The sequence below is a fragment of the Pigmentiphaga aceris genome (assembly GCF_008119665.1).
In the GTDB taxonomy this organism is placed as follows: Bacteria; Pseudomonadota; Gammaproteobacteria; order Burkholderiales; family Burkholderiaceae_B; genus Pigmentiphaga; species Pigmentiphaga aceris.
In genome coordinates this window covers 5,411,939-5,436,627 of the sequence record NZ_CP043046.1, presented here as the reverse complement: position 1 = coordinate 5,436,627, position 24,689 = coordinate 5,411,939, and the positions used below count along the sequence as shown (strand labels likewise).

Genomic DNA, 24,689 nt, shown 5'->3' with positions numbered 1-24,689 from the left:
GGTGGGCCACTGATCGCGCAGCCCCTCAGTCCGCGCCGCGCATGCGAATGTAGTTGGGGGCCACGGAAAGGTAGTTCACCGAACGGTTGCGATTCGGTTCACCTTCTTCTGGCGGCAACGTGAACGGCGGGGTGTCGCGATTCAACACGCGCCACAGGCTGCTGCCTGGTGATGCGGACGCGCCGCTTACCAAGGTTCCGCCATCGCCGGGCAAGTTGCCGGCACCTGGACTGTCGTTACCCATACCGTCGCCCGGCGTGCTGCCACCGGTGGTACCTTCGCCGGGAATGACACCGCCGTTGTTGCCGCCCGGGTTGCCGCCGTTGGAATCACCGTTCGATCCACCGTTCGATCCGCCATTGGAACCACCGTTGTTGCCACCGCCCGGGTTCCCGGTTCCCGGATTGCCACCGCCCGGATTGCCACCGCCCGGATTTCCGCCACCCCCCTGGCTGTTCACCGCGAGCGTGCCGTTGCCGTACGTAATCGCGTAATTGCCGCTGCTCAGGCCCTGCGGCGTCAGCACGTAGTTGCCGATCTCGATCGCCCCCTGTGCGTTGCCGACATAACTCAGCGCGCCGCCAAGCACCGAGTCCGTTTCGCCGTTCACGAAACCGGCGTAACGCACGCCATTGCCACCTTGCCATGCCTGGCCGTCATAGACCTTGCCAGCGTCGATGGCGCTGACCGTCAGCGCGGCCTTGTCGACCGTGCCGACCGCGCCGCTGATCCGGGCGGGCAGAATGTAGTTGCCCAGGTTGGTGGTGCCCGTGGCCAGATAGTCGCCGCGCGACAGATCCACCGTCACCATCTTGCCGCTGCCTGCGTTCGCGTTGTCGTACTGGCCGCGTGTCTGGGTAACCGTTGCGCCGTCATTGTTCACCCAGCCCGTCAACAGGAAGTTGCCGGCGTCGAGCGTGGCCGTAGAGGTGCCGTCGTAGGTCTTGCGCACCGTGCCCACTAGCATGCCGCTGATGGTGTCCGGCGCAGTCGGGCCGCCCGGGCCGACCGGCACCAGCACGGCCGGCGTGATGCTCAGGCTGGCAGGGGCGTAGCTGATGTCATAACCTTGCGGACCAGAGTACAGGCCGCCCAGCTGCAGCGTGCCGTCGGTGTTGGTGTAGGTGCCGGCATCGGCGCTGTTGCTGGCGTAGCTCAACGTACCCAGCAGACTGCCGGAGACGTTCTTGGTGTAGCCGGCGGTGCCGCTTGCAATGCTGCCGTTGTAGGTCTTCGACGCCGCGCTCATGTCGGCCGTGACGGTGGCAGCCTGCAGGAAGCTGCGCAGCAGCGGCGTGGTATTGCCAGCGTAGATGCGCCAGACCGCAGCGCTGCCGCCCTCGGTGGCCAGGTTGGTGCCCCAGCTGGTGAAGGTGGCAGGGGTCATCAGTTCGGCAAGGGTTTTGGCAGCGCCGTTCGCATTGCCTGACCAGACGCCAGTGGTGCTGCCGTTGTTGTTGATGGCACCGCCGGCGTTGGTGGTGGCGTAGAAAGCATTGGAGGCGGTACCCGTTACGATGCCGCTCCCTCCCGCCAGTCCGCCGACACTGCCGTTGCCAGAAACCGTCCCCGTGGCATAGGCGTGGTCGATCGTGCCATCGTTCTGGCCGACCAATCCCCCGATGAAACTGCTGCCCGACACGTTCCCTGTGGCGTAGGCATGCTCAATTGTTCCCTGGTTCAAGCCAACCAGCCCACCGTTATGTGCGCCACCGGACACGGTGCCTGTGGCGTATGAACGAGCGATGGTTCCGAGGTTTCCGCCCGCTAACCCACCAGCTCTGAATTGCGATGCGTTTACGGTCGCACTTGCATAGGCGTCGGAGATTGCACCCTGGTTGGCACCTATCAATCCGCCGACATTCAACACGCCTGTCACCTCGCCCGATGCATGGGCCTTGGTAATCGTGCTGCCGCCTTGGTTGTCACCAACCAGCGCCCCTACGTAATAGCGGCCGACGACGCTCACATCCAGCAGGCCGAGATTGCGGAGGGTACTACCGCTGTCGGCGCTGCCGAACAGGCCGACGTTGTTTTCGTTAGGACGGTTGATGAACAGGCTGCCAATCGTGTGATTCTGCCCGTCGAAAGTGCCGGTGAACGATGTCGTGCTGTTACCCAGCGGCTTCCACCCCAGACCACCATTGGCCGTGGCGCTGGCCAGCAAGGTGTACCCGCTGGAGCTGCTGTCCAGGTTGTTGCTCAGGTTGTAGGTATAGCCACCACCCAGCACCTGATTGATATTGGCCAGCTGCTGCCAGTCGGTAATTCCATAGGGGTCTATCGTGGTGCCCATGCCGCCCTGGAACAGCGTGCTGCGCACCATGTCTACCGCACGGGTCACGCCGGTCAGTGCGGGCAGCAGGCCGACTTCATACCCTGCGACTGCAGCGCCACGGGCGAGTGTCCAGATGGCGGGGTCCCAACCAGTGAAGGTCGTGGGGTTCATCAACTCGGCGCGGGTTCTGGCGGTGCCACTGGTGTTGCCGGCCCAGGCGCCCGCGGTGGCACCGCTGTTGTTGATGGCGCTGCCGTCCGCATCGGTGGTGGTATAGAAAGCGTTGGTGGCCGTACTGCCGAAACCGTTTGCTCCCACCAGCCCACCGCGATTGTTGGCGGTGCCGGAAACTGCTCCCGTCGCATATACATGCTCGATTGCGCCGCGGTTGTCTCCCACCAGTCCGCCAATAACCGAGCCGCCTGAGACCGTGCCATGGGCATAGGAAGTGGAAATGGTGCCTGAGTTAAAGCCTGCCAAGCCGCCGGCGCCACCCTGCGCTGTCACGCTCACGTTTGCGTAAGTTTGAGAAAGCGTGCCGTGGTTGTCACCTACCAATCCGCCGACATTTGATTGCCCCTTTACGAGGCTGCCGATTGCGTAGGCGCGGCGGATGGTGCTCCCTGTATTGCTTTGCCCCGCCAGCACCCCAGACCTGTACGAACCTGCGATGTCCGCGTTCAGGATGCCAACATTGCGGATTGCGCCAGTGTTGCCAATGACGCCGAAGAGTCCAACCGTTTCCTGAGTCGGTCGATTGATCATCAACCCGCTGACGGTGTGATTCTGTCCATCGAATGTGCCGTTGAAGTTGGTCGTGTCGTTACCCAGCGGCTTCCACCCCAGACCGCTATTGGCCGTGGCGCTGGCCAGCAGGGTGTAGCCACTGGTGCCGCTGTCCAGGTTGTTGCTCAAGTTGAAGGTATAACCGCCGCCCAGCACCTGGTTGATGTTGGCCAGTTGCTGCCAGTCGGCGATGCCATAGGGGGCCAGCGTGGTGCCCATGCCACCCTGGAACAGCGTACCGTCGCTGACCATGTCTGCGGCACGTGTCACGCCGATCAGCGAGGGCAGGCCGATTTCGTAACCGGCGACGCTTGCGCCGCGGCCGAGTGCCCAGATGGCGGGGTCCCAGCCGGTGAAGGTGGTGGGGGACATCAACTCGGCGCGGGTTTTGCCAGTGCCTGACATATTGCCCACCCAAGCACCTGCGGTGCCGCCGTTGTTGTTGATGACGTCGCCGTTGGTGTTGGTCGTGGCGTAGAAGCCGTTGGTCACGGGAGCAAGCGACTGCCCCACCAGACCGCCGACGGAATCGGTGCCCGACACCGCTCCTGTGGCGTAGACGCGATCGATTGCGCCCGCGTTGAAGCCCACTAAGCCCCCGGTCTGCTGAAAGGCTGACACGTCCCCAGTGGCATACGAATCCGCGATGCTTGCGTTGTTGGCGCCTACCAAGCCACCTGCTCTTGTTTGTGACGCAGTCACCATCGCACTTGAATACGATTGGGAAAGCGTGCCGGCGTTTATGCCTGTCAGCCCCCCGACGTCGGATTCTCCCTTCACTTCACCTGCCACATAGGCCTGTTTGATGGTGGCGCCCGCGTTGTACCCGACCAGGCCTCCTATTCCCATCTGACCCGTGACGCTTGCGCCCAGCAGTCCGATGTTGCTGACCACACCGCCGGTTGTCGTGTAGCCAAACAGGCCCACATAGTCTTCAGTGGGTCGATTGATGATCAAGCCGCTGATGCTGCGGCTTTTCCCGTCGAAGTTGCCATTGAAGCCGGTGGTGGCGTTCCCCAGCGGCTGCCACCCCAGGCCGCCATTTGCCGTGGCACCGGCAAGCTGCGTATAGCCTGTGGAACTGCTGTCCAGGTTGTTGTTCAGGTTGAAGAAATAGCCACCGCCCAGTACCTGATTGATATTGGCCAGCTGCAGCCAATCGGTAATGCCGTAGGGGTTGAGGTTGCTGCCCAGACCGCCTTGGAACAAGGTGCTGCGCACCATGTCGATGGTGCGTGTCACGCCGGTCAAGGCGGGCAGCAGGCCGACTTCATACCCTTCGGCTGCGGCACCACGGGCGAATGTCCAGACGGCGGAGTTCCAGCCAGTGAAGGTGGCCGGGTTCATCAATTCGGCGCGGGTTTTTGCGGTGCCGTTGATGTTGCCGGACCAAGCGCCCGCTGTGGCGCTACCGTTGTTGATGGCGCTGCCGCCGGCATCGGTGGTGGCGTAGAAACCGCGTGTGAGGGTCCCGCCATGATGCGCTCCCACAAGGCCGCCGATTTCAGTGCTGCCCGTTACCCCTCCTGTGGCATAGGCTTCACTGATTGAGCTGAAGGCAGTGCCAAGACCCACCAGGCCGCCGACGAAGGTAGTGCCGGAAACCGTCCCCGTCGCATAGGCGTTCGTGATGGCACTGTAGGCATCAGTGATGCCCACCAGTCCGCCAACATTGCTGGTACCCGAAACGTTCCCTGTAGCATAGGAATTGTCAATGGTCCTCCAGTTGACACCCACCAGGCCACCGGCTCTGTCTTCTGCTCCGGTGACGGCCACATTCGCGTGGGTTTGGGAAATTGTGCCTCGGTTGTCTCCCACCAATCCGCCTAGTCGGTTATGTCCCTTCACCGTACCTGAGACATGAACGCGCGCGATATCAGCGTCACCGTTGTAGCCAATCAAGGTACCGACGACGTGGCGACCTGTGACGTTGGCGTCTGATATGCCGATGTCGCTGATCTTGCTACCTACGGCGCTATTGCCGAATAGGCCAACTTCATCTTGGGTTGGGCGGTTGATGAACAGGTCGCTGACGGTTCGGCCCTTCCCGTCGAAGGTGCCGGCAAAACGAGTGGCTGAGTCACCCAGCGGCTTCCACCCCAGGCCGCCATTTGCCGTGGCACTGGCAAGCTGCGTATAGCCGCTGGTGCTGCTGTCCAGGTTGTTGCTCAGGTTGTAGGTGTAGGTGCCACCGGCCACCTGATTGATATTGGCCAGCTGTTGCCAGTCGGTGATGGTGTACGGGCTTGCACCCGTGCCCATGCCGCCCTGGAACAGGGTGCCACGTACCACGTCTGCGGCGCGGGTCACGCCGATCAGTGAGGGAAGGCCAGTCTCATAACCAGCGACGCTCGCGCCACGGGCGAGCGACCAGATGGACGTGTCCCAGGCGCTGAAGGTGGTGGGGGCCATCAGTTCTGTATAGGTTTTTCCCGTTCCACTGGCGTTGCCATTCCAACCTCCTGCAGCAACGCCCCCGTTGTTGATGCCCGTCCCAGTTGCGTCGGTGGTCGCGTAGAAGCTACGGGCAACACTGCCGTTATTTGCACCGATCAGCCCACCTAATTCGGCGGTCCCGGTACCGTTTACCGGTCCTGTGGCATAGGTGTCAGTAACGGAGCTGGCAGAGACAAAACCCACCAGTCCGCCGACACGACCCGTACCGCTCACGGTGCCGGTCGCATAAGCGTGGCTGATATTGCTATATCCGCTGTTTATACCCACCAAGCCACCGGTGCCTTCTTGCGTCCCTGTTACCGACCCGGTGGCGTAGGAGAGCGTGATATTGGCGTTGTTTGCGTTTGCACCGGCCAAGCCGCCGTTGTAGCGGCTACCGCTGACGTTACCCGTTGCATAAGAACGGCTGATTTGGCCAAAGTTCATGCCAACCAGTCCACCAACCTGACCGTCGATCGTATCGACGGCCCGCGCCGTCCCGGTGGCATAAGCATGGCTGATGGTGCCGTTGTTTGAACCCGCCAGCATTCCAACGCTATACGAGCCCGTCACGCCGCCACCCACCAAACCCACATTGCGGATGGTACTGCCGCTGGCAGTGATGCCAAACAAGCCTAGGTTATTCGTAGCAGGACGATTGATCGTCAACCCGTTGATGGCGTGCCCCATCCCGGTAAACGTGCCGCCAAAGTTCGCAATCGGCGCAAACCCCGCGCCGCTCGACAATGGCGACGCATCGATCTCCCCAGCCAGTGCAAAGTGCCCAGTGCTGCTGGCTGGGATGGCCTGCAATGCACTCACATCCCGCAGCAAGGTATAGCTGTTCAGCGCACCCGTGGCACCGATCTTCAAGGTGGCGCTGGCACCGCTCAGCGTGACGTTGGCACCGTCCTTCAACTGGTAGTCCTTGCCCACCCCATGGGACAGCTCCAGCCCAGCGCTCGCCCCCGTGGCGGTGATATTTTGTTTGATCGCGATGTCGCCCGCCGCCTGTAGCGTAAGCACCGTGTTGGCGCTCCAGGTCACGGGCGCATCGACGGTGATGTCGCCGGCCTGGGTCCCGCCGGCACCGGTGGACACCGTGACATTGGCACCGGCGAGCGCGGCGGTAAGGGTGTTGGCGCCCAGCGTGGAATCGTCGGCGCTGGCAACTGGCGCACCACCGTTGCCGCTGACGATCGTCAGGTTGTAGGGGTCCAGCAGCAGGTCGCCGAAGCGGCCTTGCGTGGCCGACAGATCGGCAGTTCCTTTGAATGCCAGCGTCGCCTTGCCCGATACCTCGGCCTTGCCGCCGTTGCCGCCTTTGGCACCGCCTTTTGCACTGATGTGGCCGGCGTAGTCGGTCTTCTGGTCGGACCAGACGACAACCGTGCCGCCATCTCCTTTCTGCGTGGCATCGGCCATCAGGTTGCTGCCGGCGTCGACGGTCGTGGTCTGTGCACGTGTCAGCGTGCCGCCGCCTTGCCAGCCGCCACCTACCTGGATGTCACCGCCACCGTGGGTGCCGCTGGCGTCTAGCGTGGCCCCGGCCAGCACCACCTGTTTGCCGGTGACCTCGATGCTGCCACCCTGGCCCAAGTGGCCACTGGCACCGGACGTGCCTTGACCCGACGGAGCGCTGGCGTCCAGCTTGCCGCTGACCTGCACGCTGCCATGGTCGCCATCGGCCATCAGCATGATGCGGCCATTGTGGGTGCCCAGCGTTCGTGCCTGCACGGTGCCGGTGTTGGCCACGACGCTGCCCGACAAGGCATCGGCGGCCCGGCCGGTCATCACCACCTGGCCACCATCGGCGACGATCAGCTGACGGTTTTCCACCAGGGTGTGCAAGGTGGAGGGCTGCACGGCCACGCGCAACAAACCGTTTGCACCCGCATCCAGGGTGATCTGGTCACCGGCGGCCAGCGCGACCTTGCCCAGCTGCGCCGTGAGCACGCCGTCGTTCTGCACCCTAGGGGCCAGCAGCGCAATCATGCCGCCTTGTTCCCCATCGCCGGTGGCGGTGATCTGCCCCTGGTTGGTGATGCCGCCAGTCGCACCCTGGCGCGTGAAGACGGCCTTGCCGTCCAGGAGGTCCTGGTCGGTGATGTTCAGCGTGGACGCCACCAGGCCGCCCACGTCGACTCGGCTACCGGCACCGAACACCACGCCGTTGGGGTTGACCAGCCACACCTGTCCGTTGGCGGCCAGCTGGCCGTGTATCTGGCTGGCGTCGCCGGCCACCACCCGGTTCAGCGCCACGGCGCTGCTGCCGGGCTGCTGGAATTGCACACGCGCGTCGCGGCCGATGTCGAAGCTGTTCCAGTTCAGGATGGCTTTGTCCGTGCCCTGGGTGATGGTCATCTGGCTGCCCGCCTGGCCGATGCTGGCCTGGCCCGCCACCACCTGGCCGCCGGTGGGCAGGGCGTTGGCCGCGGGCGGGGCCTGCGCAAAACTCGGCATGCCCAGCAGCGCGGAACTCAATACCACGGCTGCGGGCAGCAGCGCCTTGCCGCTTGCGCGCTTGCCTTGGCTGCGGGCGGTCTCGGCAGCAGGAACATAGCGTTGGTGAGTGGCGTTCCAGACCAGGCGGTAGGTATGGTTCATGGCGGTAATTCCTTGATTGTCTGCAACCACCGCTTGCGCTGTGCAGGGCGGCCGATGTGTTTTTTTGCTACGTGCCCGAGCGCGGGCAGTGTCCACGGGGCGGGCGTCAGGGCGTCGATTGCGTGCGGTGCGTCTGTGTCGGTCCAGCGCACGTGTTGACGATCACAACAGGCGGGTCAGACTGATCCAGCCACGCACGCCGCTGGGGCGTGCGCCATCACCTTGGTCGGGGCGTCTGCCGATCGGGGTGGACAGGCTTGCCGTCAGGAACCAGTCGGGATGCCGCCAGTTCAGGCCGAACCCGGCACCTGACAGCGAGTAGCTGTTCGGTTGACCGCTGCGCGCGTTCCAGCCGGTCCAGGGCTGGTGGTGCTGGCGAATGCGGCCGGTGTCGTAGAACGCAGTGGCTTGCCAGCCCTTGCCCAGTTCACGTTGCAGTTCCAGCTTGAACAGCACCCCGGCGTCGCCGCTGGCTTCATTCACCGCGTAGGCGCGCACTTGGCTGGGGCCGCCGAGCGTGAAGCGCTCGGAACTACCCAGGTTGTCGCCGGCAAACTGCCCCGACAGGGCCGCCTGCACTTGCCAGCCGCTGCCCAGGTTCTGCAAGCGGTTCAAGTTCCACGCAAGCTTTTGATAGCCGCCCGCACTGCGAGCCGTGGCGGCATCTACCGCGCGGTCGTTGTTGATGTCACGAATGCCCAGGCGACCGTGGGTGAGCTGAGCACCGCCCCAGGTGATGCCGCCACCGCCGAATGCGTCACGGACATCCCCGTTCACGCCCAGCGTGGCGGCGTTGACACGGTGACGACGCAGGGACTGGCCCAGTGCATCGTCGTCGTAGCGGCGGTGTTCATAACCGGCAGTCAGTTGCAGGTTGTGTGCGGCCTGACGGATCAGCGGATAGCTCAGGCTCAGGCCGCCGGTATGTGCCTTGCCTTCGGCTTGCAAGTCTCGGTAGCTGCCGCCCAGGGAGTAGTCCAGCGTCGACAGTTGGGTGGCCAGGCGAAGGCCGCTGTCGCCCAGCGGCAGGCTGTAGCGCGCCAAGCCGCTGCGGATGTCCTGGGCTGCCAGCAGGCGCAAGGCCAACTGATCTCCGCCGCCACTCAGATTGTTCAGCGCCAGGCCGGCCACGGCCTGCAACCGGCCGGTCGATGCCACGCCGTAATTGTTCAGCCCGACATCGCCAGTGACGAAGGGGGTGTCCTGGACGGACAGCGCCAACTGTGTTTCCCCTTGCTGGTCGCCCGCCTGCAGCAGGCCGGTTGCCCGGACACCGGGCAAGTCGTTGGCAATCAGCAGACCGCGCTCCAGATCTGCCGACGACAGCGGAGCACCGGGCTGTAGCGAACGGGTGACCATGCGCTGCACCTTGGCGGCGTCGGCGCGCTGGCCTTGTGCTGCGATCGTGCTGCCGCCATATCGGCCTTCCAGCACATGGATGCGGACATTGCCCTCGGTCACGTCTTGCTGGGGCAGGAAGACCCGGGCGTACCAGCCCCGGGCGCGGTAATACTCGGCAATCCGCTGGGCAGTGTATTCCAGTTCGGCCAGGCTCAAGGACTGGCCCCGGCGATCAGCCACCAGGGCATCGAGTTCAGCGGTGGGCACCAGACTGGCACCTTCGATGGTGATCTGTTGCACGGTGATGCGAGCGGCTTTCGCATCCGAGGGCATGGGCCGCGCAGCGGGGGCAGCCTGGGGCTGGGGGGCCGCGCGTGGCACTTGCAGGCTGCGTTCGGTTTCACGCAACAGAGAACCTGCATCCGGCACGGTGGACTGCGACAAGGCGGGCAAGCTGGGCAGGCCCAGCAAGACGACAAGCAGCATGCGAAGGGGCTGGGTGTGGGTGGTCTGGTGCATGGCCGGAACGCCTGGAATAGGTGACCGGCGCAGCGTAGTAGGACGGTAAGGATTTGTATGTCCCCAGATGTGGGGACGTGACCTCAGCCCAGGTTGATGGCACGATGCGCGGCTATGTCTCCTGTTACCGATAGATACGCCGCGCTCCCGATCACTCCACCCAAGCCTGTGTGCGTGGCGATGGTGGAGGACGACTGCGCCTGCCGCCTGGCGGTGATGCAGGCAGTGCAGGGCGCGCAGGGCATGCAGATGCTGTGGGCGGCGGCCAGTCGGCAGGAGGCGCTGACCAAGATTCAAGGCGGCTCAGACCCATCGCCAGACGTGCTGCTGGTGGACCTGGGGCTGCCGGATGGATCGGGGCTGGATGTGATCGCGACTGCTCGCGCAAGCTGGCCGGATTGCGCGGTGATGGTCAGCACCATCTTCGGCGACGAGACGCATGTGCTGCGTGCCATCGAGGCCGGTGCCATGGGTTATCTGCTGAAGGACCTGAGCGCCGAGGAACTGGTGTCCGAGATTCGCAGCCTGCACGCAGGAGGCAGTCCGATCAACCCGATGGTGGCGCGCAAGCTGTTGCTGCGCCAGGCCGCCCAGGCAGCACGGTCGCCACAGGTGCCTGCGCAGGAAACTGCCGTGCCGCCGTCTGCCCGCGAGGCCGAAGTGCTGCGGCTGGTGGCACGGGGCTACACGGTTGACGAGGTGGCGGGCGCGCTGGGCGTGTCCCCGCACACGGTGCAGACCTTCGTGCGGCGCATCTATACCAAGCTGCAAGTGAACTCGCGCGCCGGGGCGGTGCGGGAAGGCGCACGACAGGGGTGGCTGCGTGAAGAATGACGCCGGCCTGCAAGGTGTCGACAGCGGTCTTGCGGGCTTGCGCTGGTGGGCTTGGCGCAGCGGGTTTGTGTCGTGGATGCAGACGTCATGGCCGGGTCGTGCGCGCAGTCACCGTATTGGACTGATCTTTTTTCTGGTCTTGTTTTCTGCCTTGGTGCCGACTGTCTTTCCAGGCATGGCTGGCGGATCGGCAAGCGCGCAATCCCAGCCTCAGCCCCAGTCAGAACCTCAGCCCACGCCCCATGCCGTGCACCTTACCCAGGCCGAGGTCTGGGCATCCACCAGCACCGCCTGGTTGCAGCCGCCTTCTCTGAACGAGCTGGATGCGGGCGACAGCCCCTTGCTCGATGCAGCAACGCACTGGCAATCGGTGGCCTTGCCACACACCCGGCAACGCGATCTGGGCAAGGGGCGCGTCGCCAGCGGCGACCAGACCAGCGTGCTCTGGTATCGCATGAAGCTGCCTGCGGCTGCACTGGCACCGCAGGGCACACGTTTGTATCTGCCGCGCTGGCAGACCACGGGCACCTTGTCCGTCTATGTGGATGGCATCCTGGCCTGGCAATCGCGCGGCGATCAGGCGTGGAGCAACTTCAATTACCCCCTGTGGATCGACCTGAGCGGCATGCTGCGAGCGGGCAACGATGCCTGGGTGCACATGCGCATGGCCAGCAAGGCGGGGGTAGGAGGCGCGTTGTCGACCATGTGGGTGGGGCCGGCAGCAGAACTGCTGCCTCGCTGGCGCTGGCGCACCTTCCTGCAGACCACGCTGGTCGGCTACTGGCGCGGCTCGTATCTGATGCTGGGTCTGTTTGCGCTGGGGATGGCAGCCTGGCTGCGGTTCGGGAAACATCCCGGCATGCAGGGGCAGCGTACCGAAGCTAAGGCCTTTGCCTGGTTCTTCTGCATCGCGCTGGGCCAGTCCTTGGCCGCCTTGACCTTTCTGGTGGGAGACGAGGGACTGGACATGGACTTTGTCTGGTTCACCTGGATCACCCTGGCGGCGATGCTGAGTTCCCCGGTGTGCACAGTGAATTTTCTGGGTCTGGTGCAGCACCGGCCGCGTCCGCGTCTGAGTCGCTGGATGCTGGTCTACACCGTGGCGGCCATTGTGCTTGCGCTGCCCACCTGGTGGGCCGGGCATGGATCCGTGCTGCCCTTGCTGCGTCTGTTGCTGGTGCCGCCCGCGCTGGTGCAGCTATATGTCGTCATCGCCAATGCCCGTTCCCTGCGCAGCGGGGCCAGTCTATTCCTGGCGGCCTGGGGAATTCTGGCGTGGCCCTTGAGCATGCATGACGTGGCCTTGCAGCTTCATTGGCTGAACATCGAAGGCCTGTATCTGCTGCCTTATCTGAACCTGGGTTTGCTGACCTTGTTTCTCTACATGATGTTCCAGCGCTATATCCACGCGCTGGAATCCGCATCACGCGCGCGTGTCGTGCTGACCGAGCAACTGGCTGCACAGGAGTCCGAATTGCGCGAAACCCATGAGCGCCTGCGCGCCGCCGAACGCGAGCAGACGCTGCTGCAGGAGCGTCAGCGCCTGATGCGCGAAATGCACGACGGGGTTGGCTCATCGCTGATGACCGCGCTGCGACTGGTGGAGCGCGGGCAGACGCAGGTAGACGTGGTGCAGTTGCTGAAGGAATGCATCGACGATCTGAAAATCTCCATCGATTCCCTGGACAGTACCGATGCTGACCTGCTGGCCTTGCTGGGCGCGCTGCGCTTTCGTCTGGGGCCCAGGCTGTCGGGGGCGGGCATTGTCTTGCAGTGGCAGATGAACGAACTGCCGCCATTGCCCTGGCTCGATGCGCAAAGCGCGCTGCATGTGCTGCGCATCGTGCAAGAGGTGCTGACCAACATCATCAAGCACAGTGGTGCCACTGCCATCACGGTCTCCACCGGAGAGGCGCTGTCACCACGGGGGGACGGGGCACCCGGCGTACAGGTTTGTGTGCGCGACAACGGCCATCCGTTCTCGGAGCCGCCCAGTGCGTCGGTACAGCCCGGTCGTCGCGGCCTGGCCAATGTGCGCAGCCGTGCGCAGGCGCTGGACGCGCACTGCGCATGGCTGCCAGACAGTGGTGGCGGTACGGTGTTCGCGTTCTGGCTGCCATTGACGCGATCGATAGAGAACGCGCCGGCAGTAGAAAACTAGGCGCGCATCACCCCAGCAGCAGCGCGTCGTCGGCCAGCACTTCGCCGCGCGTCTGCTCGAACCTGCGCAACAGGTCTGGCACATCCATGCCTGCGCGTTCTGGTCCCGACACATCGAGCACCACCTTGCCCTGATGCAGCATCACCGTGCGGTCGCCGTAATCCAGCGCCTGCCGCATGCTGTGGGTCACCATCATCGTGGTCAGCTTGCCCTCGGCCACGATGCGCGCGGTCAGCTCCAGCACAAACGCCGCCGTGCGCGGGTCGAGTGCTGCCGTGTGTTCGTCCAGCAGCAGAATCCGCGAGGGTTGCAAGGACGCCATCAGCAGACTGATCGCCTGCCGCTGGCCACCCGATAGCAGCCCGATGCGATCCGTCAGCCGCTTTTCCAGCCCCAGGCCCAACATCGCCAGGCGCTCGCGGAACTGCTCGCGCATCTGGCCACGTAAGGCCAGGCGCAGACCACGACGCTTGCCGCGTGCCAGCGCAAGTGCCATGTTCTCTTCGATGGTCAGCGATTCACAGGTGCCTGCCATCGGGTCTTGAAACACCCGCGCCACCTGACCGGCACGTGCCCAGGCCGGCTGGCGGGTGACATCGACACCGTCGATGGAAATCTGTCCGCGATCCACTGACTGATCGCCCGACACGGCGTTCAACAGCGTGGACTTACCCGCGCCGTTGGACCCGATCACCGACACGAATTGCCCGCTGGGAATGTCCAGATCGAGCCCGCGCAGCGCACGGGTTTCGATGGGCGTGCCAGCGTTGAAAGTGACGTGCAGTTGGCTGGCTTTCAGCATATCGATGTCGTCCTGCGGGGGGCAGCGTGGTGAACCTGGGTGCAAGGCCGCAGCCATGATGTGCGTGGTGTCATGCTAGTGCTCCCGCTGGCTGGCAAGGCGGCGTTTGAGTTGCCCCTTCAGGCGCGGCAGCACCAGGGCAGCAGCCACCAGCAAGGCAGTCACCAGGTTCAGGTCTTGTGCTTGCAGGCCGATGAAGTCGCTATTGAGTGCAATGGCGATGAACAGCCGATACAGCAGCGCCCCGACAATCACCGCCAGGGTGATCCACACCAGGCGGCGCGCCGGCATCACGCTTTCGCCCACGATCACGGCGGCCAGGCCGATCACGATGGTGCCGATGCCCATGGAAATGTCTGCACCGCCCTGGGTTTGCGCGAACAGCGCACCCGCCAGCCCGACCAGCGCGTTCGAAATCGCCATGCCGACCAAGGTGGCGCGGCCGGTGGCAATGCCTTGCGCACGCGCCATGCGGGGGTTGGCACCGGTGGCGCGTATTGCCAGGCCGGTTTCGGTGGAAAAGAACCAGTCGAGTGCCAGCTTCACCACCACGACCACACCCAGCAACAGCAATGGCCGTTCGACATAGTCGGGCAGCATGCCCGGCAACAGCATGGTGAAGATGGTGGGCTCGGAGATCAGCGGGACGTTGGGCCGGCCCATGATGCGCAGGTTGATCGAATACAGCGCGATCATCATCAAGATGCTGGCCAGCAAGTCCATGATCTTCAGGCTGACATTGAGCCAACCTGTGATCAGGCCTGCCAGCGCGCCGGCAGCCACGGCAGCGGCGGTCGCGACAAAGGGATCGACACCCAGGCCGATCAAGGTGGCGGCTACCGCCCCGCCCAGCGGAAAACTGCCGTCTACCGTCAGGTCGGGAAACCGCAGCATCCGAAACGAGATCAACACACCCAGCGCGACCAGCGCAAACACCAGTCCGATCTCGACGGCCCCCAGCAACGCAAATGCAGACATGGCAGGCTTACTTGACGACGGTCTTGGCGCTGCTCACCAGCGCAGCGGGCAGGGTAGCGCCTTGCTTGGCGGCGGCGTCGGGGTTGACAGCGACCTCCAGCTTTTCGCCACGTTGCGGGGCAATGGCACCGACTTTTTCGCCATTCAAGATGCGCACCACGATCTTGCCGGTCTGACGACCCAGGTCGTAGTAGTCGATGCCGTAGGCGGCTACCGCGCCGCGTTTGACGCTGCCGGTGTCTGCGGCAACCAGCGGAATCTTGCTGTCGCTGCCCACCTTCACCAGCGCTTCGTAGGCCGACACCACGTTGTTGTCGGTGCTGGTGTAGATCACATCGGCCTTGCCGACCAGGCTGCGCGCGGCGGCGCTTACGTCCACGGTACGCGGGGCGGCGGCTTCGACCAGGCTCAGGCCGGCAGGCGGCAACAGCTTCTTCAATTGGTCGATCACCACACGCGAATTCGATTCGCCCGGGTTGTAGACCACGCCCACGCGTTTGGCATTGGGCACCACTTGTTTGATCAGCTCGATCTGCTTGTCCAGCGCCAGCTCGTCGGACACGCCCGACACATTGGTGCCCGAGGCATCCCAGCTTTTCACCAACTGTGCAGCCACCGGGTCGGTCACGGCCGCGAACACCACCGGCACCGACTTGGTGGCGGCCACTACCGCCTGCGCAGAGGGAGTGGCGATGGCCACGATGGCATCGGGCTTGTCACCGATGAATTTGCGGGCGATCTGCGCGGCAGTGCCAGGATTGCCCTGGGCGCTTTGATATTCCCACTTCAGGTTCTTGCCGGCTTCGAACCCTGCTGCTTTCAATTCGTCTCGCACGCCGTCGCGCACGGCATCCAGGGACGGGTGCTCGACGATGGCAGTGATGGCGACAAACTTGTCAGCAGCCAGCGCCGGCGTGGCGGCCAGGCCAGACAATCCGCTCAAGGCCAGGGCAAGCAGGACACGACGACGAACTTCGGCAGTGGGGGTGAACATGTAGCGGTCCTTGAATAAAGGCGCACCCGCTCGGCACGGCGGGGCATGGCGAGCCTAGTCTAGCGCAGGCGTGAGCAGACACGAGCATTGCGCCAGATCAACTGGGCTGCCTCACTGACGATCTTTCCTGGGGCGTGCCTGCAAGGCCGCCGACAGTGTGGGGCCGATTGCGTATCATGCGCGGGTGTTCCAGCCCCTTGTCCTTTCCGTCCCGGCCTTCGACGCCGCAGGCTCGCCCTTCAGCCCCCGATATGGCGAGGCCTATCGCGCCGCGCAGGCGGGTGCCTTGTCATCGCGCAGTCTGGTCGCGGGTGCCGGTTTGCCCGCGCGCTGGCGTGCGCGCGAACAGTTCACGGTGTTCGATACCAGCTTTGGTCTGGGACTGAATTTCCTGGCGACCTGGGCGGCATGGCGAGACGACCCGGCGCGCTCCGGACGTCTTCATATGGTGGCGGTCGAGCCGCATCCCTTCGATCGTGCGGGGCTGGCGCAGATGCTGGCGGGCTGCGTGCCGCCTGCGTGGCGAGACTTGGCCGACCAGTTGCTTGCCCATTGGCCGCCGATGACACCTGGCATGCACCGGCTGGACTTGGATCAGGGCAGGGTGAGCCTGACGCTGGCGGTGGGCCCGCCGCGCGAACTGGTGCCGCAACTGAGTTTTCGCGCCGATGCCTATTACCTGGATGGCTTTTCACCCTCGGTGAATCCCGAACCCTGGGCCGACGAGTTGTTGCGGGCGGCAGCACGCCGCGCGGCACCGGGTGCCATGCTGGCAACCTGGTGTCAGGCCGATGCCGTGCGTCGCACCCTGGTCACGGCCGGTTTCGAGATCGAGCACCATCCGGGCAGCGACGACACGCAGCCCATGATGCTTGGCCGGTATGCGCCGCGTTATGTGCCACGCAATGCGGCTCCCGCCCCGCCTGACTTTGCCGAGCGTCGGGCTATCGTGATCGGCGCCGGAATCGCCGGGGCGGGCGTTGCCCACGCACTTGCCTTGCGTGGCTGGCAGGTGGATGTGATCGACGCCGGCCGCGACGATACCCACGCCGGCCACGTTGCCGCTGCCTTGACCCCCTTGATTGCCCGCGACGACAGTCCGCGCGCCCGTCTGGCCCGTGCCGGCACCTTGCGCGCACATGCACGCTGGCTGGCTCATGCGCCGGCAGCCGCTGCCGTGCTGGCTTGCGGCACGATGCAGCAGATGCGCAGCGACAGTCAGGTAGACGAAGCCTACGCCACGGTTGCCGCGCTGGACTTCCCGCCTGAATGGTTGCAGGCGGTGGACGGCAAGACGGCCAGCGAATTCGCCGGTCGTCCGCTTGCGCGCGGTGGGTTCTGGTTCCCACGCGGCATGCGGGTGCAGCCCGGTTTGCTTTGCCGGGGCTTGCTGGATATGCCGGGCGTGACCCGCACACAGGCATCGGTCGATCGCCTGATGCGCACACCGGCCGATGTGCCGGGTGGCGAAGTCTGGCTGGCGCTGGACGCAGCCGGCCAGACCTTGGCCCGTGCCGAAGCCGTGGTGGTGGCCGCCAGTGTGGATGTGCCCGGTCTGCTGGCACGCAGCGGCTTGGCTACCTCCAGTCTGGATGGCATGCGGGCGGTGTCCGGGCAAATTGCCCGGGTGCCGGCGGCTGGCATCGATCCCCGCTGTGTGGTGGCGGGCGAGGGCTACCTGTTGCCTGCCATCGACGGAAGGTGCGTGGTCGGCAGCACCTATGTCTACGACGCGGACGCACCGCGCATCACCGATTCCGGGCGCGACACGGTGCTGGCCAAGCTGGCCGGGCTTTTACCCGGGCTGGATTTAGCAACCATTGACGGTGCCGCGCTGGATGACTGGGCCGGCTGGCGCGCGGTGTTGCCCACCCGACTGCCGGTTATCGGAGCCTTGCCAAGTGCACCCGGCGTGTGGCTGGCCACGGCCTATGCGTCGCGCGGGCTGAGCTGGTCGGCGCTGGCTGGTGAGCTGATTGCCACCCAGTTGGCCGGTGAACCGGTGCCGCTGGAGCGAAGCTTGCTGGCGACCATTGCGCCGATGTAACCGCAGCCGCTGCAAATTGTCCTGACCCGCCAAAAAATCGCGAAACCTGTCCCGCTGGACGGTCAATGCACGATATTTCTTCCAAAAATCCGCATTAAATCGCCAGAAGAACGCGATCTAAGGGGTTTCCGATGGGCTAAGCGGTTTCTTTGATCCACCGAATCCGTCAAAATAGCGGTTTTGACGGTAAATGTGGGTGGCCTCGGGCCATTCGCGGCGGTGGCCTTCGGCCATCTGCGCTGTGTTCGCCAATCGCCCCGGTTCAAATCGCGGGTGATGGGTAGTCTTGCGGCCTGTCCGAATTCAGGACAATCGACATATGCATTAGCTGTGTCGACATATCAGGGCGTATGACGCTTGCAGAGGTCTTTGTAGGGCGAACTGGATTTCACGTCAATATGCTGGATGCGATCGAGGGAACCTGTGCCATTTCAATTCGACTCTTCCCGCTACACGCGTTTTGTGTCATTGACCGAGCGTGCCACCAACGGGCCGAGCATTCAATTCACGACTGACCAGGACTGGTCGGTACTGGTCGAAGCGCACGCGCCGGGTGTTTTTCGCCTGCGCATAGACACCACGGCCGAAGGCGAGACGACATCGCGCGCTGCGCGTCCGTCCTCGCAACGTTACGAGCTGCTGGCTCGCGACGAGGCCATTGGCGAAGCATTGTTCGAAGCCGTTGATGGCGGTTTCCGCCTGACGCAAGGCGAAGACGTGCTGAATGTGCTGACCAATCCGCTGCGTATTTCGCTGTCGCGCAAGGGCGTGCCGGTGCTGACCAGCATCGATGAGCCCGAACTGTCGGCGTTCGGCGTCGGCGGGCTGGTCGGTGACGACACCCAGGACCGCGAGTGGACGGTCGGATTCGCCCTGCAGGAAGGTGAAGCGGTCTACGGTCTGGGCGAAAACGTCTACGACCTGGATCGACGCGGCGAAGTGCTGTCCACCGACGACGCAGCAGCTCGTGTGCTGCCGCTCGCCTGGAGCACGCGCGGCTGGGGCGTGTATGTCAACACGGCCGGTGCCACGGTACATAACGTCGGGGTCGACGCGGCGGCGGGTTATCTCGCTGGCTGGCGCGACATCAATCTCGACGTGTTCATGTTCCTGGGCGATCCGTCGGAAATCCTGAACCAGTATTCGCAGCTGACTGGCCGCGCCGGCCAGCCGCCGCTCTGGGCCATGGGTGCCTGGGTACGTCAGGCGCGCGGTGCTGCCCCTGAACTGGCGGTCGATCTGGCTGCGCAGCTGCGCGAACGCGGCATTGCGTTTGATACCGTCACGCTGGACACCCCGGGTGCCTGGGATGTGCGCAGCCGCCTGGCGCTGGAATGGGACGGCAAGCGTTTCCCGGACCCGCGTCAATTGCTGGGCAACTTCAAACGCCACGATGCGCGTGTGGTCCTGCCGGGCTTCCCGGGCGTGCTGCAAAGCTCGACCATGTTCGAAGAGCTCGAAGACAAGGGCTGGCTGTTGACCGATGCAACCGGGGGCGCACATGCCTTCCCGGGTGTGGCGGCAACCGGCGGCGAAGCCTTCGGCCTGCTCGACCTGACCCACAAAGACGTCTGGACCTTCTGGCGCGACAAGCTGCGCCAGTTCCAGGACGACGGCGTGGATGCGGTCGCCTGCGACGCGCAGATCGAGATGCCCGATGACATCGTCGGTCGTCATGGCGACAGCGCCAGCCGACTGCGTACCGCCTACCCGCTGCTGGTCAAGCGCTGTCTGTTCGAAGCGGCCTCGTGGAACAAGACTCCCGCCGAAGGCGTGGTGCTCAGCCGCGACCTGCTGCCCGGCGCACAGCGTCTGCCGTGGCAAGCTGCCACGCCGGTCGCCAACACCTGGGACGGCCTGATCGAATCGATCCGCGCTGCACTTACCGTGGGTTCCAGCGGCGTGCCGGTGCACATGCATGACGTGGGCAACCCCGACATGCCGACCGATGCACTCACCCCCGAGCTGTATCTGCGCTGGCTGGGTGCTGCGGTGTTCAGCGGCAACCTGCGTCTGCAAGGTTCGCCGGGATTGCTGCCCTGGGACTTCGACGAAGAAACCCAGGCGCATGTCCGTACTTGGCTGCAGTTCCGTTATCGCCTGATTCCGTACGTGTTGGGCGTGATCGAAGATTCTGCCCGTACCGGTTTGCCGGTGCAGCGTTCGATGCCCATGGCCTTCCCGGACGATCCGGACGCGCACAAATATGGCCTGCAATACCTGCTGGGCCCGGCACTGCTGATCGTGCCGATCGTGCAACCGGGCACCACCGTGACCGTGTACTTGCCCAAGGGCGATGCATGGTGGGACATGAGCACCGGCTGGCGCTACGAAGGTGGCACCACCTGGACCATCGAAGTGGGCATGGATCGTCTGCCGGTATTTGGTCGCGAAGGCCACATGCTGTGCCTCGGACCTGCCGCACAACACACCGGTGAGTTCAATTCCGCGCGGATTCTGGATGAAGTCTGGCTGTTCGGCATGCCCATCCATAACCCGAGCGTGATGCGCAACAAGATCCGCGTGATGCAGATGCAGGGTTCCAGCTACGTGAAGGGGCTGGAAGGGCTGAAGATTCTGCCGTCCGAAGGACTGGAAGTGAAGCGGCGCGGTGCCGAGGTGCGTATCTCGCGCGCACGTTGATCTGCGATCTGTCTTGACCAATAGGGCCTGTCCGCTGCTGCGGCCAGGCCCTATTGCATGGTGGTAGAGGTATCTGCGCCCGCAGTCGCGCGGTCATTGATGTCGACGTTTTTGCTGACAGGCGTGGCTGCAGCTTTAGCGGCATCCGGGTCCCCATCTGCAATCCCACCGGCACCCCCATCCGCACCCACATTCCGATATCCATTGCGCGCCTGCTCGTCCACCATGCCCAGGAAATTCTGTCCGGCGGTCGGTACGCCCAGCAGGAAGCCTTGCAGCGAATTGCAGCCCAGTTCGGTCAGGAATTCCTGCTGTTCTGCCGTTTCCACGCCTTCGGCAACGATATTCAGATTCAGCGTCTGACCCAAGGCCACGATTGCAGACACGATGGCGGCATCTTCGTTGTCCTGTGCCAACTGCATCACAAAACCGCGGTCGATCTTCAACTCATTGGCCGGCAGGCGCTTCAAGTACAGCAGGCTTGAATAACCCGTGCCGAAATCGTCGATGGAAATCGAGGTGCCCAGTGCCACCAGACGGTTGAGCACGTCCAGGCTGGTTTCGACATCACGCATGGCCGTGGCTTCCGTGACTTCCAGCACCAGATTCTTGGCGGGCACGCCATGACGTTTCAGCGTACTGGCCACCAGATCGACCAAGCCGATATGTGCAAACTGCACAGGCGACAGGTTGACCGCCATCGTCCATTCGGGGTGACCAGCGTCCATCCAGCTGCGCAGTTGCCGACAGGCTTCGTCCAGCACCCACTCGCCAATCGTCACCATCAGCCCGGCTTTTTCGGCCAGGGGAATGATCAGATCAGGCTTTTGCAGACCCAGCGTGGGGTGCTGCCAGCGCAGCAAGGCTTCCGCGCCAAGCGCAGGCCCTGCCGGTGCCCGGAATTTCGGCTGGTAGTGCAGCACGAATTCGCGGCGCTGGATGGCAGTGCGCAGGTCGTGCAGCAGTTGCAGCTGTTCCTGGGCATTGGCGTTCATCGAGGGTTCGAAGAAGCTGTAGGCGTTGCTGCCGCTGCTTTTTGCGTGATACATCGCGGCATCGGCGTTGCTCAGCAGCGCGTGCGGGGTGCGACCGTCTTCCGGGTACATCGCCACGCCCACGCTGGTGGTCACGCACAAGCGGTGCCCCGCCACGTAGATGGGTTGATCGACCGCGCGGATCAGCTTGTCTCCGATGGTGGCGGCGTCGGTCAAGTCGTCCAGCTCGATCACGATGACAAATTCGTCGCCGCCGATGCGGGCAACCGTATCGCGGCTGCGCAGTGAATTGCGAATGCGATTGGCTATTTCGACCAGCAATTGGTCGCCAATGTGGTGGCCATAGGCATCGTTCACCGCCTTGAAACCATCCAGATCAAGGAACATCACTGCAAAGTGCAGATGCTTGCGCTCTGCCTTTTCCAGCGCCTGTTCCAGTCGGTCCTGCAACAGAATCCGGTTAGGCAGCTTGGTCAGGTTGTCGTGCAACGCCAGTTTGATCAGTTGTTCGTTGGCGACCGCCAAGGATGAAGACAGCAGCGAGGTGCGTGCGGCCATGCGCGCATCCAGAATCGCCACCAGCAAGGCAATGCCCAGCACTGCCAGCGTGATCACCGCCACCAGAATCGCCAGCCAGCCCGCATCGATGCCGTTCTTGCTGGAAATCGCCATGCAGACGCTGTTGGCCGGGAAGCGGGCGGCGGCCATGCCTGCGTAGTGCATGCCGACAATCCCGATACCCATGACGATGGCCGCCAGAATACGCAGCAGCCCCACGTAAGGTGTGCCCGAGCGCAGCCGGAAGCTGATCGTCAAGGCCGCGCCCGAGGCACCAACGGCAATCAGCAGTGACAGCGCAAACCAGGCAGGGTCGTAGTCGATGCCGGGTGACATGCGCATGGCGGCCATGCCCAGATAGTGCATGGATGCCACGCCACCGCCCATCAGCAGCGCGCCGCCAGCCAGGCGCGTCCAGGGCAGGGTGGTGCGTGTCACCAGGAACAGGGCCAGCGCAGAGGCGGCCACCGCAATGGCCAGGGACGCTGCCGTCATGGGCAGGTCGTAGCCAATCGCGATCGGCAACTCGAACGCCAGCATGCCGATGAAGTGCATCGACCAGATGCCCAGGCCCATGGCGAATGCGCCGCCCGCCAGCCAGCTGTGCGCGGAGCGACCGTCAGACGCCCGGACGCGTTCCGTCATGTCGAGCGCGGTGTAAGCCGCCAGTATTGCTACCAGCAACGAGACAACGACGAGGGGCGGAGAATAAGTGCCTTGCAGCATGGGAAGTCGCGAGAGGGCGAGTCGTCAGGAAAAGCGCTACAAGTATGGCGCAACGAACAAGATACGGGATGTGACACAGGGTGGATGCAGCGGTGTCGCGTCAGCGCTACAGCTGGTTTTCGTCCTGCATCTGGCAGGTGTGAGGCACGTGCTCGATGGGGATGGACAGCCCCGCGTGTGGAGGCTGTCTTTCAAGCGGCTGGCTTGCGCTTATTTGCTTGAGCTTGCTTGCCCCACTTTACCAAGTGGGTTCGAACTCCAACCGTCGGAATTCGTCAAAAGATCGCTGCTGCAAACGAGTCGACGCAGCAGCGCTCCGCATTTACTTGCGCAGTTCGGGGATCAGATCGGCTTCGGGCAACTGCGTCAGCGTGTAGTTCAGGCTGGACGTAATCGGTCGGCCGGCCAGGTCAAGCAGGCGCAACTGGCTGGTGGAGGTGAACTCGTACAGGCCACCTTCGTTGGCGTCGCCGATCAAACGCAACTGACGGCCACGCTCGCCGCTGCGTTCCCAGGTGCCGCGAGCGGTAAAGCTCAGGTCTTTGCCGCTGGGGGTGCCAAAGTAGACACGGCGCAAGCGCCAGGTCTGGTCGGGCAGCAAGGTCAGGGTGACACGTTGTCCGGCGCAATCCGCGCAGGGCAGCACGCCACGGAAGCTTTGTGCTTCGCTGATGCCGGGGGCGGCGGGGAAGGCATTGTCGGCACGGGCTTCCGGCGGTGCGGGGGTGTCGCGCGACGCATCGGAAGACAGGTTTTGCCTGCTTTCCGGCAACGGAATGCTGCACGCGCTTAGCAAGGCAGCGCCAGCGATGGCGAGGACCGGCAGCGCGCGGCGCAGCGGGGCGGACAAGGAGGAAAGTTGGGGTAGGGCAGACATGAATAGCTCCGACGCCAGGGTGGTGGCGATCAAGTAAGCAGTCTAACTGAGAGGGCACCCGCCCAAGTGTCTTGTATACGTATATTCACGTTCTGCCCTCGATGTCCTGCGCGTCGTGCCGCTGACCTGATTGGCGCGTTAATCTCGCGCGATGACATCGCCTGACACGTTCGCCACCTTTGCCGCCCATCCCTGGCTGTTTCCTCTGTTCGCTGTATTGCTCGGGCTGCTGATCGGCAGCTTTCTGAATGTGGTGATCGTCCGCCTGCCGCGCATGATGACGCGCGACTGGGCGGCGCAATGCAAGGCCTGGCAGGAAGCCGAGGCGGTACAAGCGCTGGAAAAGGTCGAAGCGCTCCCCACCACTGAACGAACCGTGCCGGCTGTACCGGAGGCCCCCGAGCCACCCCCCGAGCGTTTCGATCTCGCCTGGCCACCGTCCCACTGCCCGCAATGCAGCCACCGCCTGCGCTGGCATGAAAATCTGCCGGTCATCGGCTGGCTGCGCCTGAAAGGCCGATGTGCCCACTGCGCGAATGCCATCCCCTGGCACTATCCGGCTGTCGAGGCGCTGACCGCACTGCTGTTTGCCATCTGCGCCTGGCAGTATGGCCCGAGCGTGGCGGCGGTAGCGGCCATGGGGCTGTGCGCCGCGCTGGTGGCCCTGGCCTTCATCGATGCGCAGACCTCGCTGCTGCCCGACGACATCACCCTGCCACTGCTGTGGGCCGGGCTGTTGCTTAATATAAGTGGCATGTTCGCGCCGCTTGCCGATGCTGTGCTTGGCGCGGCGCTGGGTTACGGCGTGTTATGGGTTATCTTTCAGGCGTTCCGGCTGGCGACGGACAAGGAAGGCATGGGCTTTGGTGACTTCAAGCTGCTGGCGGCGCTGGGCGCCTGGCTTGGCTGGCGGGCACTGCCGGAAATCCTGTTGTTTTCCTCGGTGGCCGGCGTGCTGGTCGGTGGGGCATTGTTGATCACTGGTCGTGCGCAGCGCGGCGATCCGCTGCCCTTTGGTCCTTATCTGGCAATGGCCGGTCTTGCTTGTTTGCTGCTCCGGCAAAACGGTGTGGGTTTGCTCGGTTTCTAGCCCGGCCTGCAAACGTC

12 protein-coding genes are annotated in these 24,689 nt (G+C 64.1%); 5 read left to right on the top strand and 7 right to left on the bottom strand.

Translation table 11 applies throughout. From position 1 onward, the window contains the following. Nucleotides 1-25 precede the first annotated feature (25 nt). Both FXN63_RS23380 and FXN63_RS23375 read right to left on the bottom strand, forming a co-directional pair. Entirely contained in the window at nucleotides 26-8,107 is an 8,082-nt protein-coding gene (locus FXN63_RS23380; protein WP_148817922.1) for a GLUG motif-containing protein, read from the bottom strand. Nucleotides 8,108-8,269: 162 nt separating this feature from the next. After that, the gene (locus FXN63_RS23375; protein ID WP_148817921.1) at nucleotides 8,270-9,967 is read right to left on the bottom strand and encodes a ShlB/FhaC/HecB family hemolysin secretion/activation protein; all 1,698 of its coding nucleotides are present in this window, start codon (nucleotides 9,965-9,967) and stop codon (nucleotides 8,270-8,272) included. A gap of 114 nt (nucleotides 9,968-10,081) precedes the next feature. On the opposite strand from FXN63_RS23375, the gene FXN63_RS23370 reads away from it, so the two are divergent. Both FXN63_RS23370 and FXN63_RS23365 read left to right on the top strand, forming a co-directional pair. Further along, the gene (locus FXN63_RS23370; protein WP_148817920.1) at nucleotides 10,082-10,801 is read left to right on the top strand and encodes a response regulator; all 720 of its coding nucleotides are present in this window, start codon (nucleotides 10,082-10,084) and stop codon (nucleotides 10,799-10,801) included. Further along, entirely contained in the window at nucleotides 10,791-12,962 is a 2,172-nt protein-coding gene (locus tag FXN63_RS23365; protein WP_148817919.1) for a sensor histidine kinase, read from the top strand. Before FXN63_RS23370 ends, FXN63_RS23365 begins: the two co-directional genes overlap by 11 nt. Nucleotides 12,963-12,969: 7 nt before the next feature. On the opposite strand, the gene FXN63_RS23360 is transcribed toward FXN63_RS23365, so the two are convergent. The 3 genes from FXN63_RS23360 to FXN63_RS23350 form a co-directional block, all read right to left on the bottom strand. Continuing rightward, on the bottom strand, nucleotides 12,970-13,764 hold the full coding sequence (locus tag FXN63_RS23360; RefSeq protein ID WP_148817918.1) for an ABC transporter ATP-binding protein: 795 nt from the start codon (nucleotides 13,762-13,764) through the stop codon (nucleotides 12,970-12,972). A gap of 75 nt (nucleotides 13,765-13,839) precedes the next feature. Continuing rightward, nucleotides 13,840-14,742: an ABC transporter permease gene (locus FXN63_RS23355; protein WP_148817917.1), complete on the bottom strand. Its 903-nt coding sequence runs from the start codon at nucleotides 14,740-14,742 to the stop codon at nucleotides 13,840-13,842. Nucleotides 14,743-14,749: 7 nt separating this feature from the next. Continuing rightward, the gene (locus FXN63_RS23350) at nucleotides 14,750-15,736 is read right to left on the bottom strand and encodes an ABC transporter substrate-binding protein (RefSeq protein ID WP_148817916.1); all 987 of its coding nucleotides are present in this window, start codon (nucleotides 15,734-15,736) and stop codon (nucleotides 14,750-14,752) included. 184 nt (nucleotides 15,737-15,920) lie between these two features. Between FXN63_RS23350 and mnmC1 the strand changes: the two genes are divergently transcribed. Together mnmC1 and FXN63_RS23340 are read left to right on the top strand one after the other, a co-directional pair. Then, nucleotides 15,921-17,783 carry an FAD-dependent 5-carboxymethylaminomethyl-2-thiouridine(34) oxidoreductase MnmC1 gene (mnmC1, locus tag FXN63_RS23345; RefSeq protein WP_148817915.1) on the top strand — a complete coding sequence of 621 codons (1,863 nt, stop codon included), beginning with the start codon at nucleotides 15,921-15,923 and terminating at the stop codon, nucleotides 17,781-17,783. A gap of 423 nt (nucleotides 17,784-18,206) precedes the next feature. Further along, entirely contained in the window at nucleotides 18,207-20,426 is a 2,220-nt protein-coding gene (locus FXN63_RS23340; RefSeq protein WP_425468633.1) for a glycoside hydrolase family 31 protein, read from the top strand. Between the two features lie 50 nt (nucleotides 20,427-20,476). Here FXN63_RS23340 and FXN63_RS23335 read toward each other — a convergent pair whose 3' ends face one another. Together FXN63_RS23335 and FXN63_RS23330 are read right to left on the bottom strand one after the other, a co-directional pair. After that, nucleotides 20,477-22,705, bottom strand: coding sequence for a putative bifunctional diguanylate cyclase/phosphodiesterase (locus FXN63_RS23335; RefSeq protein ID WP_148817913.1), 2,229 nt, complete (start codon nucleotides 22,703-22,705; stop codon nucleotides 20,477-20,479). 322 nt (nucleotides 22,706-23,027) lie between these two features. After that, nucleotides 23,028-23,582: a copper resistance protein NlpE gene (locus FXN63_RS23330; RefSeq protein ID WP_148817912.1), complete on the bottom strand. Its 555-nt coding sequence runs from the start codon at nucleotides 23,580-23,582 to the stop codon at nucleotides 23,028-23,030. 217 nt (nucleotides 23,583-23,799) lie between these two features. Here FXN63_RS23330 and FXN63_RS23325 point away from each other — a divergent pair, with 217 nt between their 5' ends. Then, nucleotides 23,800-24,672 carry a prepilin peptidase gene (locus FXN63_RS23325; RefSeq protein ID WP_342791207.1) on the top strand — a complete coding sequence of 291 codons (873 nt, stop codon included), beginning with the start codon at nucleotides 23,800-23,802 and terminating at the stop codon, nucleotides 24,670-24,672. Nucleotides 24,673-24,689: the final 17 nt, after the last annotated feature.